Source organism: Streptomyces nymphaeiformis (assembly GCF_014203895.1).
Taxonomy (GTDB): domain Bacteria; phylum Actinomycetota; class Actinomycetes; order Streptomycetales; family Streptomycetaceae; genus Streptomyces; species Streptomyces nymphaeiformis.
The window spans coordinates 864,362-882,923 of sequence record NZ_JACHJY010000001.1 but is presented as its reverse complement, the minus strand read 5'-3'; the positions used below and the strand labels follow the sequence as shown (position 1 = coordinate 882,923).

19 protein-coding genes are annotated in these 18,562 nt (G+C 74.6%); 12 read left to right on the top strand and 7 right to left on the bottom strand.

Going from position 1 to position 18,562, the window contains the following annotated elements:
* Positions 1–94: 94 nt before the first annotated feature.
* A complete protein-coding gene (locus tag GGE06_RS03940) occupies positions 95–808 on the top strand; it encodes a cyclodityrosine synthase (RefSeq protein ID WP_184930026.1) in 714 nt (237 codons plus the stop codon).
* The gene (locus tag GGE06_RS03935; protein WP_184930025.1) at positions 805–1,992 is read left to right on the top strand and encodes a cytochrome P450; all 1,188 of its coding nucleotides are present in this window, start codon (positions 805–807) and stop codon (positions 1,990–1,992) included. Before GGE06_RS03940 ends, GGE06_RS03935 begins: the two co-directional genes overlap by 4 nt.
* A 62-nt stretch (positions 1,993–2,054) precedes the next feature.
* Here the strand turns inward: GGE06_RS03935 and GGE06_RS03930 are convergent, their stop codons facing one another.
* Entirely contained in the window at positions 2,055–2,330 is a 276-nt protein-coding gene (locus GGE06_RS03930; RefSeq protein WP_116161364.1) for a hypothetical protein, read from the bottom strand.
* A gap of 160 nt (positions 2,331–2,490) precedes the next feature.
* Here GGE06_RS03930 and GGE06_RS03925 point away from each other — a divergent pair, with 160 nt between their 5' ends.
* Positions 2,491–2,850, top strand: coding sequence for an arsenate reductase family protein (locus GGE06_RS03925; protein ID WP_116161363.1), 360 nt, complete (start codon positions 2,491–2,493; stop codon positions 2,848–2,850).
* Between the two features lie 43 nt (positions 2,851–2,893).
* Here GGE06_RS03925 and GGE06_RS03920 read toward each other — a convergent pair whose 3' ends face one another.
* Positions 2,894–3,754, bottom strand: a complete 861-nt coding sequence (locus GGE06_RS03920; protein WP_116161362.1) for an alpha/beta fold hydrolase — start codon at positions 3,752–3,754, stop codon at positions 2,894–2,896.
* 107 nt (positions 3,755–3,861) lie between these two features.
* Here GGE06_RS03920 and GGE06_RS03915 point away from each other — a divergent pair, with 107 nt between their 5' ends.
* Positions 3,862–4,320, top strand: a complete 459-nt coding sequence (locus GGE06_RS03915; RefSeq protein WP_184930177.1) for a MarR family transcriptional regulator — start codon at positions 3,862–3,864, stop codon at positions 4,318–4,320.
* Here the strand turns inward: GGE06_RS03915 and GGE06_RS03910 are convergent.
* Both GGE06_RS03910 and GGE06_RS03905 read right to left on the bottom strand, forming a co-directional pair.
* Entirely contained in the window at positions 4,271–4,825 is a 555-nt protein-coding gene (locus GGE06_RS03910) for a GNAT family N-acetyltransferase (RefSeq protein WP_116161361.1), read from the bottom strand. The two genes, GGE06_RS03915 and GGE06_RS03910, sit on opposite strands and share 50 nt — an antisense overlap.
* Complete coding sequence (locus tag GGE06_RS03905) at positions 4,809–5,714, bottom strand: Gfo/Idh/MocA family protein (protein WP_184930024.1); 906 nt, start codon at positions 5,712–5,714, stop codon at positions 4,809–4,811. The genes GGE06_RS03910 and GGE06_RS03905 overlap by 17 nt, the downstream gene beginning before the upstream one ends.
* 271 nt (positions 5,715–5,985) lie before the next feature.
* On the opposite strand from GGE06_RS03905, the gene glnII reads away from it, so the two are divergent.
* The 3 genes from glnII to GGE06_RS03890 all read left to right on the top strand — a co-directional run bounded on the left by glnII (position 5,986) and on the right by GGE06_RS03890 (position 8,990).
* Positions 5,986–7,017 carry a glutamine synthetase gene (gene glnII, locus GGE06_RS03900; RefSeq protein ID WP_116161359.1) on the top strand — a complete coding sequence of 344 codons (1,032 nt, stop codon included), beginning with the start codon at positions 5,986–5,988 and terminating at the stop codon, positions 7,015–7,017.
* A gap of 103 nt (positions 7,018–7,120) precedes the next feature.
* Entirely contained in the window at positions 7,121–8,074 is a 954-nt protein-coding gene (locus tag GGE06_RS03895) for a DUF6891 domain-containing protein (protein ID WP_116161358.1), read from the top strand.
* A 358-nt stretch (positions 8,075–8,432) separates the two neighbouring features.
* Entirely contained in the window at positions 8,433–8,990 is a 558-nt protein-coding gene (locus tag GGE06_RS03890; protein ID WP_116161357.1) for a winged helix-turn-helix domain-containing protein, read from the top strand.
* Here GGE06_RS03890 and GGE06_RS03885 read toward each other — a convergent pair whose 3' ends face one another.
* Both GGE06_RS03885 and GGE06_RS03880 read right to left on the bottom strand, forming a co-directional pair.
* Positions 8,991–10,421 (bottom strand): PepSY-associated TM helix domain-containing protein, encoded by a 1,431-nt coding sequence (locus tag GGE06_RS03885; protein ID WP_184930023.1) that lies wholly within the window; start codon positions 10,419–10,421, stop codon positions 8,991–8,993.
* 51 nt (positions 10,422–10,472) lie between these two features.
* Positions 10,473–11,093, bottom strand: a complete 621-nt coding sequence (locus GGE06_RS03880) for a hypothetical protein (RefSeq protein ID WP_246532302.1) — start codon at positions 11,091–11,093, stop codon at positions 10,473–10,475.
* Positions 11,094–11,324: 231 nt separating this feature from the next.
* On the opposite strand from GGE06_RS03880, the gene GGE06_RS03875 reads away from it, so the two are divergent.
* The 5 genes from GGE06_RS03875 (at position 11,325) to GGE06_RS03855 (ending at position 18,104) form a co-directional block, all read left to right on the top strand.
* Entirely contained in the window at positions 11,325–12,323 is a 999-nt protein-coding gene (locus GGE06_RS03875) for an NAD-dependent epimerase/dehydratase family protein (protein ID WP_184930021.1), read from the top strand.
* A 411-nt stretch (positions 12,324–12,734) separates the two neighbouring features.
* The gene (locus GGE06_RS03870; RefSeq protein WP_116161354.1) at positions 12,735–13,535 is read left to right on the top strand and encodes a tyrosine-protein phosphatase; all 801 of its coding nucleotides are present in this window, start codon (positions 12,735–12,737) and stop codon (positions 13,533–13,535) included.
* A gap of 56 nt (positions 13,536–13,591) precedes the next feature.
* Entirely contained in the window at positions 13,592–16,006 is a 2,415-nt protein-coding gene (locus GGE06_RS03865; RefSeq protein ID WP_184930020.1) for a hypothetical protein, read from the top strand.
* 149 nt (positions 16,007–16,155) lie between these two features.
* Positions 16,156–17,040: a metal-dependent hydrolase gene (locus GGE06_RS03860; protein WP_116161352.1), complete on the top strand. Its 885-nt coding sequence runs from the start codon at positions 16,156–16,158 to the stop codon at positions 17,038–17,040.
* Positions 17,040–18,104 carry a PDR/VanB family oxidoreductase gene (locus GGE06_RS03855; RefSeq protein WP_116161351.1) on the top strand — a complete coding sequence of 355 codons (1,065 nt, stop codon included), beginning with the start codon at positions 17,040–17,042 and terminating at the stop codon, positions 18,102–18,104. The genes GGE06_RS03860 and GGE06_RS03855 overlap by 1 nt, the downstream gene beginning before the upstream one ends.
* A 6-nt stretch (positions 18,105–18,110) precedes the next feature.
* On the opposite strand, the gene GGE06_RS03850 is transcribed toward GGE06_RS03855, so the two are convergent.
* The gene (locus GGE06_RS03850) at positions 18,111–18,557 is read right to left on the bottom strand and encodes a hypothetical protein (RefSeq protein WP_116161350.1); all 447 of its coding nucleotides are present in this window, start codon (positions 18,555–18,557) and stop codon (positions 18,111–18,113) included.
* Positions 18,558–18,562 lie beyond the last annotated feature (5 nt).

The window sequence follows — 18,562 nt, the reverse complement described above, 5'->3', positions numbered from 1 at the left end:
TCCGCGACTGGTCGATAGCGTGTCGTCGTCGCTGCCGCCACACCCGGAGCACAGGGCTCCGCTGGGACTAGCTGGCGCGATGAGGACTGCCTACGTGACTCAGGCGGCTTTCGCCCCTGCCGAGACGCTCCGACTCCAGCCGTACACCGATCACTGCCGCGTCATCGCCGACGAGGGCGCGCACGTGGTCATCGGCGTCTCCCCGGGGAACAGTTATTTCACCGCCCAGCGGCTGCGCGAGCTGACGCGCTGGGGCTTGGACCACTTCGATCAGGTCGATCTCGTCTACACCGATCTGCATGTCGCCGACATGTACGAGGCGCTCGGGTACGGGGCCGACGAGGCGCGGCGGAAGGCCGTGAAGAACCTGCGGGGGGTGCGGGCCAAGGTCGGAGCGGCCGTGGCGGAGGCCGATCCCGCGGGGGTACGGGTCCGGGCCCGCGGGATGTCGGAGTTCGAGGACGTGCCGGCCTACCGGGAGCTGCACCGCACGGTGCTCGACGCGGTGGCGGCGGACCCGGTGGTGCGGGAGACCTGCGACGCGCTGACCGGGATCTTCCTGGCCGGGAAGCTGGCGCCCGGGCAGGTGACCGACGAGCGGCAGCGGGAGGTGTGCCGGGCGTACATCTGCGCCGAGGTGCCGCTGTTCCTGGACACGCCCGCGATCCTCGGGGTGCCGTCCTCGCTCAACTGCTACCACCAGGCCCTGCCGTTGGCCGATCTGCTGTACGGGCGGGGGTCCGGGCTCCGGGCCTCGCGCAACCAGGGCCACGGCATCCTCACGCCCGTCGAAGGAGTCTCCGCATGAGCACCGTCACCACGAGCGCCCTGCCCGCGTTCCCCTTCGACTGGGACGGGACCCGGCTGCCCGCCGAGATCGCCGGACTGCGCGCCGAGCCGGTCAGGAAGGTCCGCACGATCGCCGGGGCCGAGGCCTGGCTGGTCTCCTCGTACGAGCTGTGCAGGTTCGTCCTGGAGGACCAGAGGTTCAGCCTGAAGGACACCTCGGCGCCGGGGGCGCCGCGGCAGTACGCGCTGACGATCCCGCCGCACGTCGTGAACAACATGGGCAACATCACCGGGGCCGGGCTGCGCAAGGCCGTCATGAAGGCGATCAACCCGAAGGCGCCCGGCCTGGAGGAGTGGCTGCGGGCGCGGGCCGCGTCCCTGGTGGACGCGCTCGTCGCCGAGGGGGCGCCCGGCGAGCTGCGGGGCGGCTACGCCGACCCGTACTCGTCGGGGCTGCACTGCCGGATGCTGGGCATCCCGGAGGAGGACGGGCCGCGGCTGCTGCGCAGTCTGGACGTCGCCTTCATGAACGCGCCGCGCGAGATCGAGGCGGCCCGGCTGAACTGGGACCGGGACATCGCGTACATGACGGAGCGGCTCGACGATCCGGCGACCGGCGGGCTGATGGCGGAGCTCGCGGCGCTGCGCGAGGACCCCGACTACGCGCATCTGACGGACGAGATGCTGGCGACGGTGGGCGTGACGCTGTTCGGGGCCGGGGTGATCTCCACCGCCGGGTTCCTGACGATGGCGCTGGTGTCGGTGCTGACCCGGCCGGACGTGCGGGAGGCGCTGACCGCCGGCGGGGTCGCCGGGGCGATGGACGAGCTGCTGCGGGTGAACCTGTCGATCGGCGACGGGCTGCCCCGGGTCGCCCTGGAGGACGTACGGCTCGGCGACGTCGACGTACGGGCCGGTGAACTGGTCCTCGTGCTCGTGGAGGCGGCGAACCACGATCCCGAGCGCTTCCCCGACCCGCTGGCCTTCCGGCCGGACCGGGAGAACGCCGGCGAGCACCTCTCCTTCGGCGGCGGGTCGCACTACTGCCCGGCGACGGCCCTCGGCAAGCGGCACGCCGAGATCGCCCTGGAGACGCTCCTCGACCGGCTGCCGGGGCTGCGGCTCGCGGTGCCGGTCGAGCAGCTGGTGTGGCGCACCAACTTCATGAAGCGGCTTCCGGAACGCCTGCCGGTGGCCTGGTAGCGGGCGGGACCGTACGGGGGCGTCGCCCGGCCCGGTCCGGGTCGGGCGGCGCCCCCGCCGCGTCAGCGGCCGTAGCGGATCAGGGCTCGGACCATGCGGCAGGTGGTGTCGGAGGGCGGGTGGATTCCGATGCTCTCGGCCGTGGTGCGTATCGTCGCGTCCGTGGCCTTCGACGGGACGTAGACGCCCGCGTCGAGAAGGGCGATCGCGAGGCGCATGGCCTTCAGGCGGCGGTTGTGCGACACGTACCACTCGCGGGGGCGGCCCGCGGGGAGCGGCTTCTTCTGGAGCGGCTTCCAGGGTTCGAGGGACGGCGTCCGGATCACGGCGAGAGCCATGGGCTACCTCCTGGCGAACGGTGGGGTGCGGGCCCTCCCCGGGACCCTCACCTTCACCCCCTATTTTAGAGACCCCCACTGACAATCGCCCCTGGCCAGGTGGGGTTTGGGGGGTGGTGGCGAGGGCCGTGGGGGGTGCCGTGCGGGTACCGTGTGGGGCATGGAGATCTGGATCAATCCCGCCTGTTCCAAGTGTCGCAGCGCCCTCACCCTTCTCGATGCCGAGGGCGCCGACTACACCGTGCGCCGCTACCTGGAGGACGTGCCGACGCCGGAGGAGATCCGGGAGGTGCTGAAGCGGCTCGGGCTCGAACCGTGGGACATCACGCGGACCGGCGAGGACATCGCCAAGGAGCTCGGTGTGAAGGACTGGCCCCGGGACGAGGCCGGCCGCGAGCGGTGGATCGAGGCGCTCTCCCAGCACCCCAAGCTGATCCAGCGGCCCATCATCACGGCCGAGGACGGCACCGCCGTCGTCGGCCGCAGCGAGGAGGCCGTGCGGGACGCGCTGTCCCGCTGACGCCGGCCCTTCAGGACGCGCCGAGCCGCCGACCTCGGTCCCTTCAGCCCTTCAGGAAGGCCGCGATCCGGGTCAGCGCGGCGGGCGGCAGGCCCTCCGGGAGCGTGTGGTGGGTCGCGGCCGGCAGGGTCTCCGTCATGACGCCGGGGACGGTCGCCCGCGCCCGGTCGGCCACCCGCCGCGCGTCGTGGACGCGGCTCTGCCCGGCGAAGAACAGCAGCGCCGGGGGCCGCAGCGCGGCCAGCTCGGCGGGGGTCGGGCGCGGGCCCGTGACCGGGCTCTGCCGGGGCTGTTCCGCCGCGAGGGCGTCGAGGCGCCGCAGCACCCGGTCGTGTTCCGCGCCGCCGGTCTCCCAGGTCAGGAAGGCCTCGGCCCGTGCGGCGCTCGGGCGCAGCAGCATGGGCAGGGCGTGCAGGAGGTACGCCGGACGGAAGCCGGCGAAGCAGCCGGTCGGGTCGAGGAGGACCAGGCGGTCGGTGCGGTCGGGGGCCGCGAGGGCGTACCGGAGCGCGATCCACGCCCCGTACGAGTGGCCGAGGAAGGCCGCGGAGGCGAGCCCGAGGCCGTCGAGCACGGCGTCGAGCCAGGTCCTCAGGTCGGCGGCCGTACGGATCGGGAGGCCGTCGGACCGGCTGTGCCCGGGGCCGCCGGCGAGATCGACGGCGTGGAGCCGGTGCGTCGCGCCGAGCGAGGCGGCCGTCGCACCCCAGGAGGCGGCGGTGGACCCGCCGCTGGGCAGGAGGAGGACGGGCGGGCCGTCCTCGGGGCCGTGGTGGAGGACGTGGGTGGTGCCGTGCGGGGTGCGGAGTTCCGAGGTGGCGGTGGGCCGGGGCCACTGGGCGAGGACCGCGTCGTAGGCGGCGGCGAAGTCCGTTTCGCCGGCGTGGGACAGAGCACGGGGCATGGCGCGAGTCCTCTCGTTTGTCGAGAATCACGTTCAGCGAGAATCACGTTCGGCGATACTCTCGCTCAGCGAGATAATAGGAGGTCGCGGTGGCCGAGTCACCGGAGATGCGCATCTTTCATCTGCTGCGCGAGGTCACGGTCGAATACGGCCTGCGGCAGGCCGAGTTCGCCACGCGCAACGGCATGCACCCCACGGACGTACGGGCCCTCATCTGCCTCCTCGACGCCGAACGCGCCGGCACGGACGCGACGGCCGGATGGCTGGGTGAGCGCCTCGGCCTCAACTCGGCCGGCACGACCGCCGTCGTCGACCGGCTCGAACGGCTCGGCCACGTGGCCCGCTCGCGCGACGCCAGGGACCGGCGGCGCGTGCTGCTCACCGTCGAGGACCGGGCGAAGGAGCTGGGCCGCGCCCACTTCGGACCGCTCATCGACGGGACGGTGGCGCTGCTCGGCGGCTTCACGGAGGAGGAGACCCGGGGGGTGCGGCGGTTCCTGACGGGCGTACGGGACCTCATGGACGGCGACGACGGGACGCCCGGGGCCGCAGGGGTTTCGTCATGACCAGTTCCCGGCCCGTGCGGTCCGCCGGCGCGTAACCGAGGCGCTCGTACAGCGCGACGGCCCGGACGTTCGCCACGAGGACGGAGAGCCGGAGGGTTCCGGCCCCGGTGCCGAGCGCCCAGGTCTCGACGGACGCGATCAGGCCCGCCGCCAGGTCCTGTCCGCGGGCCTCGGGCGCGACCCAGACGGAACGCAGTTCCGGTACGCCGTCGGCCGCGGGAAGCCCGGCCGCGAGCCCGACGGCCCGCGCGCCGAGCACCGCGAGCACGCCGTACGCGGCCGGGTCCTCGAACCGGGCCCGCCACTGCTCCTCGCCGCCGCGCTCCCAGTCGGCGAGCCGCGCCTTGAACGCCTCGGGCGAGGCGGTGAGCGAGGCGATGCGGGCGGCACGCCACAGGGGCCAGTCGGCGGGGGTGACGACGCGGAGGTCCGGCCGGCCGGTGCCGGGCGGGGGCGGGACGGCGGCGGGCGGCGGCCCCCCGTGGTCGTCAGCCGCGGGCCGCACGCCGTTCCGCCTCCGTCAGGATCTCCGTGAGCCGCAGGCCGAAGCGGGCGTCGCAGGGGTGGGGCGTGCCGGTGCGGGCCGCCGTGACGAGGGCGTCCACGGCCGCGCCGAACGCCCCCACCGCGCCGTCCCAGCGGGGCATCTCGGCCCGGCCCCGGGTGCCGTGCAGGGTGAGGGCCGCCTCCGCCGCCTCCGGGGGTGCGCTCAGGGTGAGCGTGGCCGTGCTGCTCGCCCCCGAGCCGTGCCGCAGCACCAGGTGGTGGGTGTCGTCCGGGCCCGGCGCGGCGGTGATCTCGGTGACGTCGCCGAGGACCGGCAGGTAGACGGAGAGGACGTGCGGGCCGACGTCCCAGAGGCCGCCCTTCTCCCGCCGCCAGGGCGAGGCGGCGTACGCGCTGGTGGAGCCGGGGCCGTACAGCGAACCCAGCCAGTGGGCCTCGCCCAGGAACCAGCCGCCCGCCGCCGCCTGCTCGTCGATCCAGCGGGCCGTCGGCTCCGCGAACCGCAGGGTGCAGAAGACCACGGAGGCGACCCCGGCCGCCTCGACCGCCTCGGTCACCTCGCGGGCGAGGGCCACCGTCGTCGCGACCGGCTTGTCGAGCAGGACGTGGCAGCCGGCCGCCGCCGCCCGGACCGCGAGCGGGGCCTGGACGTCCGGCGGGAGGGCGAGGGCGACGGCGTCGCTGGCGTCGAAGAGGGCGTCCACGTCCTCGTACGCGCGCGTGCCGGACGCGACGGCGAGCTCGGCGGCCGCCTCGGGGCGTCTGCCCCACACCCCGCTGAACTCGACGCCCGGATGCCCGGCGAGCGCGGGCGCGTGCGTGCGGGCGGCCCAGGGGCCGGTGCCGAGGAGTCCGATACGGGGCTTCGCCCCCAGCTGCTTCGCCATGCCCCCAGTCTGCCGGTCGGCACCGACAGCGGGCCCCGTATACGACGGGCCGAGTTCCAGGTGGCGGTGACCTGGATCGATCGCACGGTGGCTCCGCGAAGATCGGGAAAGCCGAGTAACACCGCGTTCACATTCGGGCAACGGACGGGAAATCCCGTGTTGCGAAGCTGCGGTCGAACACACACCGCGCAGTCGGCGCGGTGACCGCAGCTTCTCGCAGTGCCGCGAGCCGCAGCGGATCCCCGCAGCAGCACGCCAAAGGATGAGACCCGTGACCTTCAAGGCTGAGTACATCTGGATCGACGGCACCGAGCCGACCGCGAAGCTTCGCTCCAAGACGAAGATCATCGCGGGTGAGGGCCTCGCCCTCGACGCGCTGCCGATCTGGGGCTTCGACGGCTCCAGCACGAACCAGGCCAAGGGTCACGCCTCGGACCGCGTCCTCAAGCCGGTCTTCTCCTGCCCGGACCCGATCCGCGGCGGCAACGACATCCTGGTGCTGTGCGAGGTCCTCAACACGGACATGACGCCGCACGAGTCCAACACGCGTGCCGCGCTGGCCGAGGTCGCCGGCAAGTACGCCGCTCAGGAGTCGATCTTCGGCATCGAGCAGGAGTACACCTTCTTCGACGGCACCCGCCCGCTCGGCTTCCCGGTCAACGGCTTCCCGGCCCCGCAGGGCGGCTACTACTGCGGCGTCGGCGTGGACGAGATCCACGGCCGCCCGATCGTCGAGGCGCACCTGGAGAACTGCCTCAAGGCCGGTCTCGGCATCTCCGGCATCAACGCCGAGGTCATGCCCGGCCAGTGGGAGTTCCAGGTCGGCCCGCTGTCCCCGCTCGAGGTCTCGGACCAGCTGTGGGTCGCCCGCTGGCTGCTCTACCGCACGGCCGAGGACTTCAACGTCTCCGCGACGCTCGACCCGAAGCCGGTGAAGGGCGACTGGAACGGCGCGGGCGCGCACACCAACTTCTCCACCAAGGCGATGCGCGAGGGCTACGACGCGATCATCACCGCGTGCGAGTCCCTCGGCGAGGGCTCGAAGCCGCTCGACCACGTCAAGAACTACGGCGCCGGCATCGACGAGCGCCTGACGGGCCTGCACGAGACCGCCCCGTGGGACGAGTACTCCTACGGCGTCTCGGACCGCGGCGCCTCGGTCCGCATCCCGTGGCAGGTCGAGCAGGACCAGAAGGGCTACATCGAGGACCGCCGTCCGAACGCGAACGTCGACCCGTACGTGGTGACCCGCCTCATCGTGGACACCTGCTGCGAGGCCCTGGAGAAGGCCGGCCAGGTCTGATCCCCCGCACACCCCGACAGGGGCGCCCGCCGTTTCGTACGGCGGGCGCCCCTGTCGGCGTTGTCGGTGCCGCGTTGTCAGTGGCGAGTGGTTCAGTGGGCTCATGCTCGACATCGCGGTGGAGACCGAGAACCAGGAGAAGCACGTCCGGCCGTCCGAGGAGGACCTGACCGGGCTCGTGCGGCGCATCGGCGCCGACGGGGACCACTTCCTGGTCCTGCAGCGGATACCGGACCTGCCGTCCGTCTTCGCGCAGGTGTGGCACGACGCCGGCGGCGACTACCAGGTGGAGCACCGGGCCGGCGCGCCCGAGCTGCACTTCGGGACGCGACTCGACGACCCCGAGCGGGTCGCCGGGGTCCTGGCCGCCTGGGCACGCGGGGAGGCCGGCTGGGACGCCGGGCCGACCTGGCAGAACATGGGCTTCCCCGCCGCGCCGGCCGTCCCCGAACTCCCCGGGGAGGTACGGGAGGAGATCGAGGGCCGGGTGCGCTCGCTGCTCGTCTGCGGTTACGACGACCGGGCGCGGCTGACCCGGATCGCCCAGGAGGAGGTGTTCTCCCCCGACGAGCACCCGGTGTCCCGGGAGCAGGCCGAGGCGCTGGTGGACCGGCTGTGGCTGGAGCGCGTCGAGGAGATGGCGGGCTGGGAGGGCACGACCGATCCCGAGCGCCTCACGGCCGCCTTCGCCGGGCTGGACGCGGCCGGGATCGTCGCCCGCGAGCACTTCACCTGCTGCCGGTCCTGCGGCACGGCGGAGATCGGCGCGGAGGAAGGGGCGGACCGGGCGCGCGGGTTCGTGTTCTTCCACACCCAGTGCACCGAGGGCGCGGCGGACGGCGGGCCGCTGTATCTGCTGTACGGCAGGTTCGACCACTCGCCGGAGACCACGGCGGGGACGACGGCGGAGACGGCCGCGGGGACGACGGCTGCGGCGATCGGCGAGGAGGTGGCCGCGGCGCTGCGCGGGCGGGGGCTGAGCGTGGAATGGGACGGGGATCCGGGACAGGCGATCCAGGTCACGGGGCTCGACTGGCGGAGACGGCTGACCGGTTGAGGGCGGGGCGGTTGAGGGCGGGGCGGGGCGGCGGAGTAGGTCCGTGGGACCGGTCGACGGGGGCGCCGCTTTCCGGTCGGTCGGGGATGTGACGTGACAGGGGGTGCTCAGCCCGTTTCCCTCCTGGTTTAATAGGGATATGGCCAGCATGAAGAACGACACCGCGACGGGTCGCCACGACCTCGAGCCGTTCTGGCCTTCCCGGCAGCACCACGACTTCGACCGGTGCTGTCGACGCGTGAGGAACGCGTCGGCCCTCTAACGCCCCGATCGGTACGGTCCGATCCCGGCCTTCGGCCCACGCGCACGACGTACGAGACCTTCCGTCCGTTCCTCCGCGTGAAAGAGCTGACCTGCCATGGCCCACACCCAGATCGCCCACAGCGCTTCCCTCACGGCCGTCCGTCCCGGCCGGCACCGACTCCGTGCCGTCGATCCGAACGAGGTCGTCGACCTCTCCCAGGTCGCGGACTTCCTGCCGCCCGGCGCCACCCTGCTGCCCGCACCGCAGCACGCGCTGCCGACGCTGCCCGGCCGGCCGCCGATGGTCGGGTACCTCGTCCTCGTCCCGGCCGACCAGCAGCCGCACCTGCCCGCCGCCGCCCCCGCCCCGGCGCCCGTCGCGGCGGAGGAGCAGGGGCCGGTGACCATCGACGGCGTCCAGCGGATCGCCCTCGTCGACGGGCAGGCGCTCGACCTCACGTACCTCGAGTTCGAGCTGCTCGCCCACCTGGTGGCACACCCTCACCGGGTGCACACGCGGGACCAGTTGGTCACGACGGTGTGGGGGTACGGGCACGTGGGCGACGGCCGGACGGTCGACGTGCACGTGGCGCGGCTGCGCCGCAAGCTGGGCGCCGAGCACCGCCACACGATCCAGACCGTGCGGCGGGTCGGCTACAAGTACACCCCCTGATCAGGCCGTTCGGGACCTCGCCCTGACCTTGGACACCAGCGCCAGGGCGAGGTCCACGAGCAGGAACAGCAGCAGGCTGACGCCGAGGAGCGGTACGAACCAGGCGACGGCGGCCGTCGCCGCCGCGATCGGCAGCAGCAGCGTCACCGGCACCTTCCGCCACGTCCCGCGCGCCACCGGGCGGCCCGGGCGGCGCAGCCACCACATGCGGTAGCCCCAGAGGATCAGCAGGACGAGGGCGAGCGCGAGGGCCGCGAGCGCCAGCTGGTTGAAGAGACCGAGGAAGACGCCCGTGTGCGCGTCGATGCCGATCCGGGTCAGCTTCGCGAGCAACGGGTGGTCGGAGAAGCGCAGTCGGTCGAGGACCGTGCCGTCCGCCGGGTTCACCGCCACCGAGTCCAGCTCGACCGGGAACTGCGTGTCGGTCTCCTTGATCACGTACCCCTTGCCCTCGGCGGGGAGCGTCACCGAGATCCACGGGCTGTCGATGCCCGCCGCGCGGGCCGCCTCGACCGCCTTGTCGAGGCCGATGTCCTGGCCCTGCGGGCTCGTTCCGCCGTGGCCTCGGCCTCCGCCGTGGCCCTGGTGCCCCTCGTGCCCCGCGTGTTCCGAGGAAGGTGCCGTCCCCGCCGACAGTGTCGGGGTCGCGCCGCCGAGGGCGTCCTGGACGGTGCCGATGTTCTCGCCCGCGTACCGCGACCACGTCAGGCCGGTGGCGGAGAGCAGGACCAGGCCGAGCGCCGCCCACAGGCCGACCGAGCCGTGCCAGGAGAGCGTGCGGCGGCGGGACTTCGGGCCCCGCTCGGGCAGCACGAGCGCACGGCGGTTCTTCCGGCGCCTGCCCGCCCAGAGCAGTACGCCGCCGAGCGCGAGCACCCACAGCCAGCTCGCGGCGAGCTCGCTGTAGTTGCGGCCGAGCTCGCCCAGGTGCAGATCCCGGTGCAGCCCGTCGATCCAGGTCCGCAGCGGAAGGGCGCCGGAGCTGCCGTAACTGGGCAGCTGTCCGCGTACGTCACCGGTGTACGGGTCGACGAAGACGGCGAGCGAGGTGCCCTCGGGGACGTCGGGGTCGCTCATCAGGACCCGGGTGGTCGCGCCGGGTTCGGCACCGGGCCGGACGGCGGTGACGGTGCCGTCCGGGTCGGCCTCGCGGGCGATGTCCACCTGCCGGGAGAGCGGGAGGGCGGTGTCGCCGACGGGGACCTCCAGCTCGTGCGCGTAGACGATCTTCTCCGCCTGGAAGGAGAGCGCGTAGAGCAGACCGCTGACGGCGGCCACGAGGAGGAAGGGGGCGACGAGGACGCCCGCGTAGAAGTGGAGGCGCAGGACGAGGGGGCGCAGGGCGCTCCACGCCCCGGGCTTGGACGGGGCCGGCGTCGGTGGCGCTTCGGATTCGGGGGTTTCCGGGCGCGCGAGATCGTCGAGTGTCATGACGGACTGTCCTTGGAGTCGGTGAGTCGACAGGGGGAAGCGACCCCCGGGTCAGACGTGTGCTCCGAGGGCCGTGGCGCGGGGTGTGGACAGCCGGGGCGGGCCGCGCCGGGAGAGGGTGTGCGCGAGGACGACGGTGTGCGGGCGCCGGGCGTCCCGCCGCGCCCGGCGGACCCGGCGGCGCGGGGTCTCGGGGGCGGGGACGAGGGCGCGGGCGCGGAGCAGGCGCAGGGGCGTGAAGGCGTACGCGAGGGCGGCACGCGCGAGCGTGAAGAACGCGGCCTCGCCGTGCGCGAGCCAGAGGCCGCAGAGGAGGGCGACGAGGAGGTGGACGGCGAGCATGCCGGTGTCGCCGGAGGCGAGGGGGTGGTCGGCGGGGGCGGTGGCCATGCGCATGCCCATGGCCATGTCTGTGGCCATGCCGTCCATGCCGGGCATGCTCTCCATGCCGGGCATGCTCTCCATCCCCGGCATCTCGTGGTGCATCCCCTGCAGGGGCGCCGCCCCGTGACCCGCCACCGAGAAGAGCAGGTGGAGCGCGCCCTGGAGGAGCAGCAGCGCCCCCGCGATCGTGGGCGTACCCCTGCGTCGTCCGGCCCCGGCCCAGGCGGTCGCCGCCGTCGCGGCGAAGGCGCCGAGCAGCGTGGTCGCCGGAAGCTGGTGCGCAGACATGGACGAATGCCCCACAGCGGCCAAAGTCACGCACACGACCGCGAAGAGCGCGGCTCGCAGGGCGCGCAGGGGCGACCGGGCATCCGTCATCGCGACCATGCTGTCATCCCCGGCCGGCGGACCGGCAGACGCCCTCCGGTGCCGCCCCTCCGTCGGGGTTCCTCCCCTGGCGGAATCCTCCGGGAGCGGAACCCGCTGTCCCCGCCCGTCCCCGCCGGGCAGGCTCGGATCATGAAACTGCTGATGCTCGGAGGTACGGAGTTCGTCGGCCGCGCGATCGTCGAGGACGCGCTCGAACGGGGCTGGGAGGTGACGGTCTTCCACCGGGGCCGCCACGCGGCCCCGCCGGGAGCGGCGTCGCTGATCGGGGACCGCACCGCCCCCGACGGTCTCGCCGCCCTCGCCGCCGGTTCCTGGGACGCCGTCGTGGACACCTGGTCGGCCGCGCCCTCGGCGGTGCGGGACGCGGCCCGGCTGCTCGCGGACCGGGTGGGGCGGTACGCGTACGTGTCGAGCCGCTCCGTGTACGCCTGGCCGCCCGCCGCCGGGCTCGCGGAGGACGGCCCGCTGGTGGAGGGCTCCCCGGACGACGGGGAGGTGCCCTACGCGGAGTCCAAGCGGGGCGGCGAGCTCGCCGCGACCGCCGCCTTCGGGCCCGACCGGACGCTGCTCGTCCGCGCGGGCCTGATCCTCGGGCCGTACGAGAACGTGGGCCGGCTCCCCTGGTGGCTGGGCCGGATCGCGCGCGGCGGCCCCGTCCTCGCGCCCGGGCCGCGCGCGATGCCCGTCCAGTACATCGACGTCCGCGACCTCGCCGCGTGGACGCTGGACGCGGTGGCGGCCGGTCTTTCGGGGCCGTACAACCTCGTCTCGCCGGCCGGGCACACGACGATGGGCGGGCTGCTCGACGCGTGCGTACGGGCGACCGGGGCGGACGCCGAACTGCGCTGGACGGAGCCGGAGGCGCTCCTCGCGGCCGGGGCGGAGCCCTGGACGGAGCTGCCGGTGTGGCTGCCGCCGGGCGAGATGTACGACGCGATGCACACCGCCGACGTCTCCCGCGCCGTCGCGACCGGGCTGCGCTGTCGGCCCGTGGAGGAGACGGTCGCGGACACGTGGGGGTGGTTGGAGTCCCTGGGCGGGGTCGCGCCCCAGCGGCCGGACCGGCGGGGGGCGGGGCTCACGGCGGAACGGGAGGCGGAGGTCTTGGCGGCGCTGGCGAAGGGCTGACCCCGCCCACCCCACGTGTTGGGCCCGCGCCCGGCGGGGCGGTGCCCCGGCCCACCCCCTTGTGGGGCCCGCATCCCCGCCCGTGTGGGCAATCGTCCCGCAGGGCGAGGGGGGTCCCCCCTGCTCGAGCGAAGCCGAGAGCTTGGGGGAGGGTGGGCACACGGGACGGCGCCCTTAGCGGCGCCTCCGCGTTCCGCGCCTGGACCCGCACCACGTTGTGCGCCGTCGCTCGCGGTGCGGGTTCAGGCTCGGGAGCCTCTGGCGCCGGCAAGGGCGCCGTTCCGTTGTGCCCACCCGTTCCGCCCCGGCGGAACGCATGCCCACAACGGGGGGCTTCGGGTTGATCTGCTCGGATTCGGGCGATCCACTACCGTCGACACGAGACCCGCATGATTCGGAGGATTCGACGCCATGACCGCCATCCCCGCCACCTCCGTCGCCAACCTCCGTGATCTCGGCGAGCTGCCGCTCGGTGACGGGCGGTCCGTCCGGCGTGGGCTCGTGTTCCGTTCCGCGCAGCTCGACCGGCTCGACGCGGACGAGCCCGCCGTCGCCGGCCTCGGCATCCGTACCGTCGTCGACTTCCGGACGGAGACCGAGCGCGGCGACCGGCCCGACCGGCTGCCGTACGGTGCCCGGCCGGTCGTCGCGGACGTCCTCGCCGACTACCTCGCCGGCAGCGGGCTGCCGCCCGCCGCACGCCTGAAGGCCCTGCTCACCGACCCGGCGCTCGCCGAGGAGCACCTCGGCGGGGGCCGGGTCCGGGCGGCCTTCGCCCGGACGTACCGGACCTTCGTCTCCGGCGACTCCGCCCGCGCCTCCTACCGCGCCCTGCTCGCCGAGCTCGGCACCCCTGGCGCCGGGCCGCTGCTCTTCCACTGCTCGGCCGGCAAGGACCGTACCGGCTGGGCGGCGACGGTCGTCCTGTCGCTGCTCGGCGCGGACGAGGAGACCGTGCGGGCCGAGTACCTGGCGGTCAATCCGGCGGTACGGCTGGCGTTCGCGCCCATGATCGAGGGGTTCACGGCCCAGGGCGGCGACCCCGAGCTCGCGCTCGAACTGATCGGGGTCCTGCCGGAGTACCTGGACGCGGCGCTCGACGAAGTGGCCGTCCGGCACGGGTCGATGGAGAAGTACGTACGGGAGGGGCTCGGCATCCCGGACGAGGTGACGGAGCTGATCCGCGAGCGCCTGACGGTCACGGCGGCCTGAGCCGCACCCGTACGGGTCCGGGGTGACCATCGGAAGAATCGCTCGTTCTGCTGAACGTGAGCACCCAGGATCTCGTCCCCTCGCCCGTGGGCCCCGTCGACGTCGAGCAGGCCGAGGCCGCGCTCGTCGAGCGGTATCCGCGGCTCGTCCGCATCGCCTATCTCGTCCTGCCGCCGGCGCTCGGCCGCAACCGCCGGGTGCTGACCGCGCACGCCCTCGTCCAGCGGTCGCTCCCCCGCCGCCGGGTCCCGGGGCCCGCGGTGCCGGGCCCGCGGCGGGACGAGGACGCGGTGGATCCGGGGTACGCGTACGTACGGGGTGAGGTGCTGCGGCAGGCACTGGTCGCCGGGCTGCCGCTCCGGCGGCTCGCGCTGCCGCGCCGGGCGCAGTTCCCGCCGCTGCTGCCGCACGTGTGGGGGCTCCGGCTCTTCCCCCGGGTGGGCGGCGCCGACGAACTCGCCCTGGACCAGCGGCTGTCCCGGCTCTCGGGCCCCGGCCGGGCGGCGTACGTGCTCCGCGGCCTGGAACGCCAGGGCGACCCGGAGGTCCTGCGCGTCCTGGCGGCGGCGGGCGTCGAGGACCCGGCGGCGGCCCTGGCGGAGGCGGATGCGCTGGACGCGACGGAGGACCTGGACGACCCGGCCGCCCCCGGGGCGCTTCCGCCGGGAGACGGCGCGGCCAGGGTCGGCGAACAGGGCGGTCCCGGGAGGGCCGGGATCTCGGACGACGCCGGGTTCCTCGGCGGGGCCGGCCGGCCGCACGGGACCGACGGTGTGGGCGGCCGTCCCGGCCGCGCGGGCCTGCCCGGCCGAGAGGGCGGCCCCACCAGCCCCGGCGCCGTGACCGGTCGCGCCGAGAGGGTCGGCGAACAGTCCGGCCGGGGTAGGGCCGACGGTACAGGTGCCGGCCCCACGGGCACTGCCGGCATGCCCGGCGGCCCGGCCGGAACCCACATCCCAGGCCGGGACGGCCTCGCCACCCGCTCCGGCGGGCCCGGCCGGGCCGCCGGACACCCCGGCGGCGCCTCGGGTGCCGGACGGGACGCAGCCCCCGACGGCCCGGGCCCTGCCGCCACTGGGGCGCACCTCGACCCCTCCCCCGCCCGCCCCGGGCGGCTCAGCGGTGCCGCCCTGCTCGAGTCCGACGAGTTCGACCCGTGTGCGCTGCAGGCGCGGCCGACCGATCTGGTGCGGCGGCGGCAGCACGCGCGGGCCGCGTTCGTCGCCGTCGTGGCGCTCGTGGTGTGCGGGGCGCTGCTCGGGCTGCCCGGGGACGGATGGGGCAGAAACGGTGCTGCCGCGCCCTCGTACGCCCGTAATCCCGCCGCCGAGACCGCCCTCGACCCGGGCGCGGTCAAGCGGGTGGGGGCCGACGTCTGGCCCGGGGCCACCCGGCAGGACTTCTCCGTGTGGCCCGCGCGCGGCGGGCTGACGGGCGACACCGCGCTGCTGCGGCGGGCGCTCGCCGTGTGGGCCAGGCCCGGCGGCGCCGTGCGGTCCTCCGCGACGCCGGGGACGCCCGTCGGGCCGCCGATGGGGCCGCCGCAGCTGCTGTTCGCGGGGCGGGTCGACGCGATGCGGGTGGTGCTCTTCCACGACGGGCTGCGGGCCGTGCGGTACGCGGAGCCGGTCGAGGGAACGGCGGGCGCCGCGCTCGACTTCGCGCGGACGGACGCCGCCGACGCCGTCGGCGCCGCCGCGCTGGTCGTCTCCCGGGCGTCCGGCAACGTCCGCTATCTGACGGCGCCCTGGGTGCGGGACACGGCCGTGCGGGACCTCCTCGCGCCCGCGAGGGCGCCCCGGCCGCTGGTGCGGGACGCCGACGGGGTCACCGATCCCGTGCCGAGTCCCGCGCGGGCCGCCGGCGCCTGCGCGAGGTGGAACGCCCTTCAGGTGCGGGACGGTTCGGGGCTGCGGCTCCTCACCGACCTGGGCGAGCTGGCGCCCGCCCGGCTGCTGTGGGGATCGCCCGCCGCCCCCGTGGACGCGACCGGCACGGAGGCGCGGGAGGCGTGGGCGCGGACGGCGTGCCAGCTGGCGGCCGTGGAGGGGCACGGGGTGCGGTCCGTGAGTGCCTGGCGGTTCGCCCGGCAGCCGCTCCCCGAGGGCGCCGGGCACGGCACCTGGGTGTGCACGCGCGCGGAGACCTGGCGGGGCACGGGCAGCCGGGTCCTCGCCCAGTTCCTGGTCCCGTCGCCCGGGGTCCCGGCCGCGCTCGCGGCCCGCTCCGAGGGCTCGCCGGCCTGCGGGGTGCGGGATCCCCGGGTCCTCGCGGGCGTGCTGTGGCAGGCGCCGGGCGGCGGCTGGTACGTCCTGGCCGCGGGCAGCCCGGACTTCACGTCCCTGGAGACCTCGGGCGGCGTGAAGAGCCGGTCGGAGGGCCCCCTCCTGGCGGTGAGGGCGAAGCCGGGCGCCCGGGCGGACCTGACGGGCACCCTGCGGGACGGCGCCCGGAGGACCGCCCTGCGGTGACGGGCCCAGGAGCCGCCCGCGGGAACCGGTCCGTCGGCCGCCCTGCGGTGAACGGCCGGCGCCACCCCGCCGTGACCGGAGGTAACAGCTCCGAAAAAGACCGCGCACGCACCTGTTGCCAGCGGCTTACCCCTCAGTACATTGACATCATGTCTAATACGCAGCCTGCACCGGTGGCGTCGGAGCACGTCGAGCTCAAGGCCCGCAAGGTCTCCTTCGACTGGGAGGAGACACCGCTCCACTGGGTACCGGGCGACCCCTTCACCACCCACACCATCAACGTGCTGCACCTGCTGCTCCCCGCCGGCGAGCGCTGGTTCGTGCACGTCTACAAGCAGGCGCTGCCGTACATCACCGACGACCGGCTGCGCGAGGACGTCATCGGCTTCATCGGCCAGGAGGCCATCCACTCCCAGGCCCACGACGACGTCCTCCCCCACCTGCGGAAGCTGGGCCTCGACCCCACCCCGTACACCGCGCACGTCGACTGGTTCTTCGAGAAGCTCCTCGGCGACCGGACCCTGCCGCCCGGCCGGCCGCGCCGCTGGTGGCTGATGGAGCGGGTCGCGCTGATCGCCGCCATCGAGCACTACACCGCCTTCCTCGGCGACTGGGTCCTCAACGCCGACGCGCTCGACCGCGCCGGCGCCGACCCGACCATGCTGGACCTGCTGCGCTGGCACGGCGCCGAGGAGGTCGAGCACCGCGCGGTCGCCTTCGAGCTCTTCATGCACCTCGACGGCGGCTACCGGCGCCGCGCCCGCACCTGGGCGCTCGCCTTCGCCGCGCTCATGTTCCTCTGGCAGCGGGGCGTCCGCTTCTTCATGGAGAACGACCCCAGCCTCCTCGACCCCAAGGCCTCCTTCGCGGACTTCGTCCGCAAGGGCCGGCAGGGCGTGCTGCCCTCCACCCCGGCCATGCTGCGCTCCATCCCCCGCTACCTCAGCCGCGCCTACCACCCCTCGCAGGAGGGGAACACCGCGCAGGCCATGGCCTACCTGGCCTCCTCCCCCGGCGCGAACGGAGGCCGCTGATGCCCCGGTTCACCACTGTCGCCCTCGTCGCCGGGGCCGCGCTGCTCGTCCGCCGCGCCGTCCGCAGCCGCATGAGCACCGCCCCGCTGTGGCCGATGCCCGCCCTCGACACGCCCATATCCGGGTACGGGCGGGGCAGCACCGTCCCGCGCAAGGTGCGGGTCGCCGGGCGCGCCGCGCCCGCCGAAGGCGTCGTCGAACTGCGCCTGGAGGGCGAGGGGCTGCCCGCCTGGCAGCCGGGCGCCCACGTCGACCTGGTCCTGCCCTCCGGACTCGTCCGGCAGTACTCGCTCTGCGGCGATCCGGCCGACCTGTCGGCGTACACGGTGGCAACGCGTCTCATCGAGGAACCGCAGGGCGGCCGGGGCGGCTCGCGCGAGGTGCACGAGCAGCTCCGCGAGGGCGTGGAGATCGAGATCCGGGGGCCGCGCAACCGCTTCCCGCTCGTCGACTCCCCCGCGTACGTCTTCGTCGCCGGCGGCATCGGCATCACCCCGGTCCTGCCGATGCTGCGCGCCGCCGAGGCGGCCGGGGCGGACTGGCGGCTCGTCTACTGCGGGCGGAGCCGGGCCACCATGCCGTACCTGAAGGAGATCGAGGCGCTGGGCGCGGGCGGGCACCTGACCGTCGTCGCCGAGGACGAATCCGGTTTCCCCGACCTCCGGTTCCTCGCGGACCTGCCCGACGGGACGGCCGTGTACTGCTGCGGGCCCGACGGGCTGATGGACGCCGTGGCCGCGGCGATGCCGGAGGGCCGGGCGCCGCGTCTGGAGCGCTTCACGGCCGCCGCGACGACCGGCGGCACCGCCTTCGAGGTCGAACTGCGCCGCACCGGGCGGACGTTGACGGTGGCGGCCGACCAGTCGCTCCTGTCGGCGGTCCGCGAGGAGCTGCCCGGCATCACGTACTCCTGCCGGCAGGGCTTCTGCGGGACCTGCCGACAGCGGGTCCTGGAGGGCGAGGTCGACCACCGGGACGAGCTGCTCACCGACGAGGAGCGGGACGGCTCGATGCTGATCTGCGTCTCGCGCTGCGCGGGGAAACGGCTCGTCCTCGATCTCTGACGAGACTTACGGCAGGACCAGCCAGTCCAGGGCCAGGGCCGTGAGGAGGCCGCCCGCCAGAAGCCAGGTGCCGAGGCGGGTGCGGCCGTTCCGGGAGAGTTCGATCACGATCCCGCAGAGGATCATCGCGAGTCCGTACACGCCGACGACCAGGACGGACGTACGGCTCGCGAGCCGGATGACGAGCACCACGGCCAGGACCGCGAGGAGCACGGACGCGGCGGCGACGCGCAGTCGCCGCGCCTGCTTCGGCGTGAGTCCGGAAGCGGGGGCCTCGGGGTCCTCGTCCGACTCCTCGGGGTCCTCGTCCGACTCCTCGGGGTCCTCCTCCGACTCCTCGGGCTCCTCGGGGACTTCGGGGGAATCCGGCTTTTCCTCGGCCTCTTCGGCCTCCCTCGGCTCGTCGGCCTTCGGGGCCTCGGCCGTCGGGGTGTCCTGGTCGGAAGCGCTCATGAGGC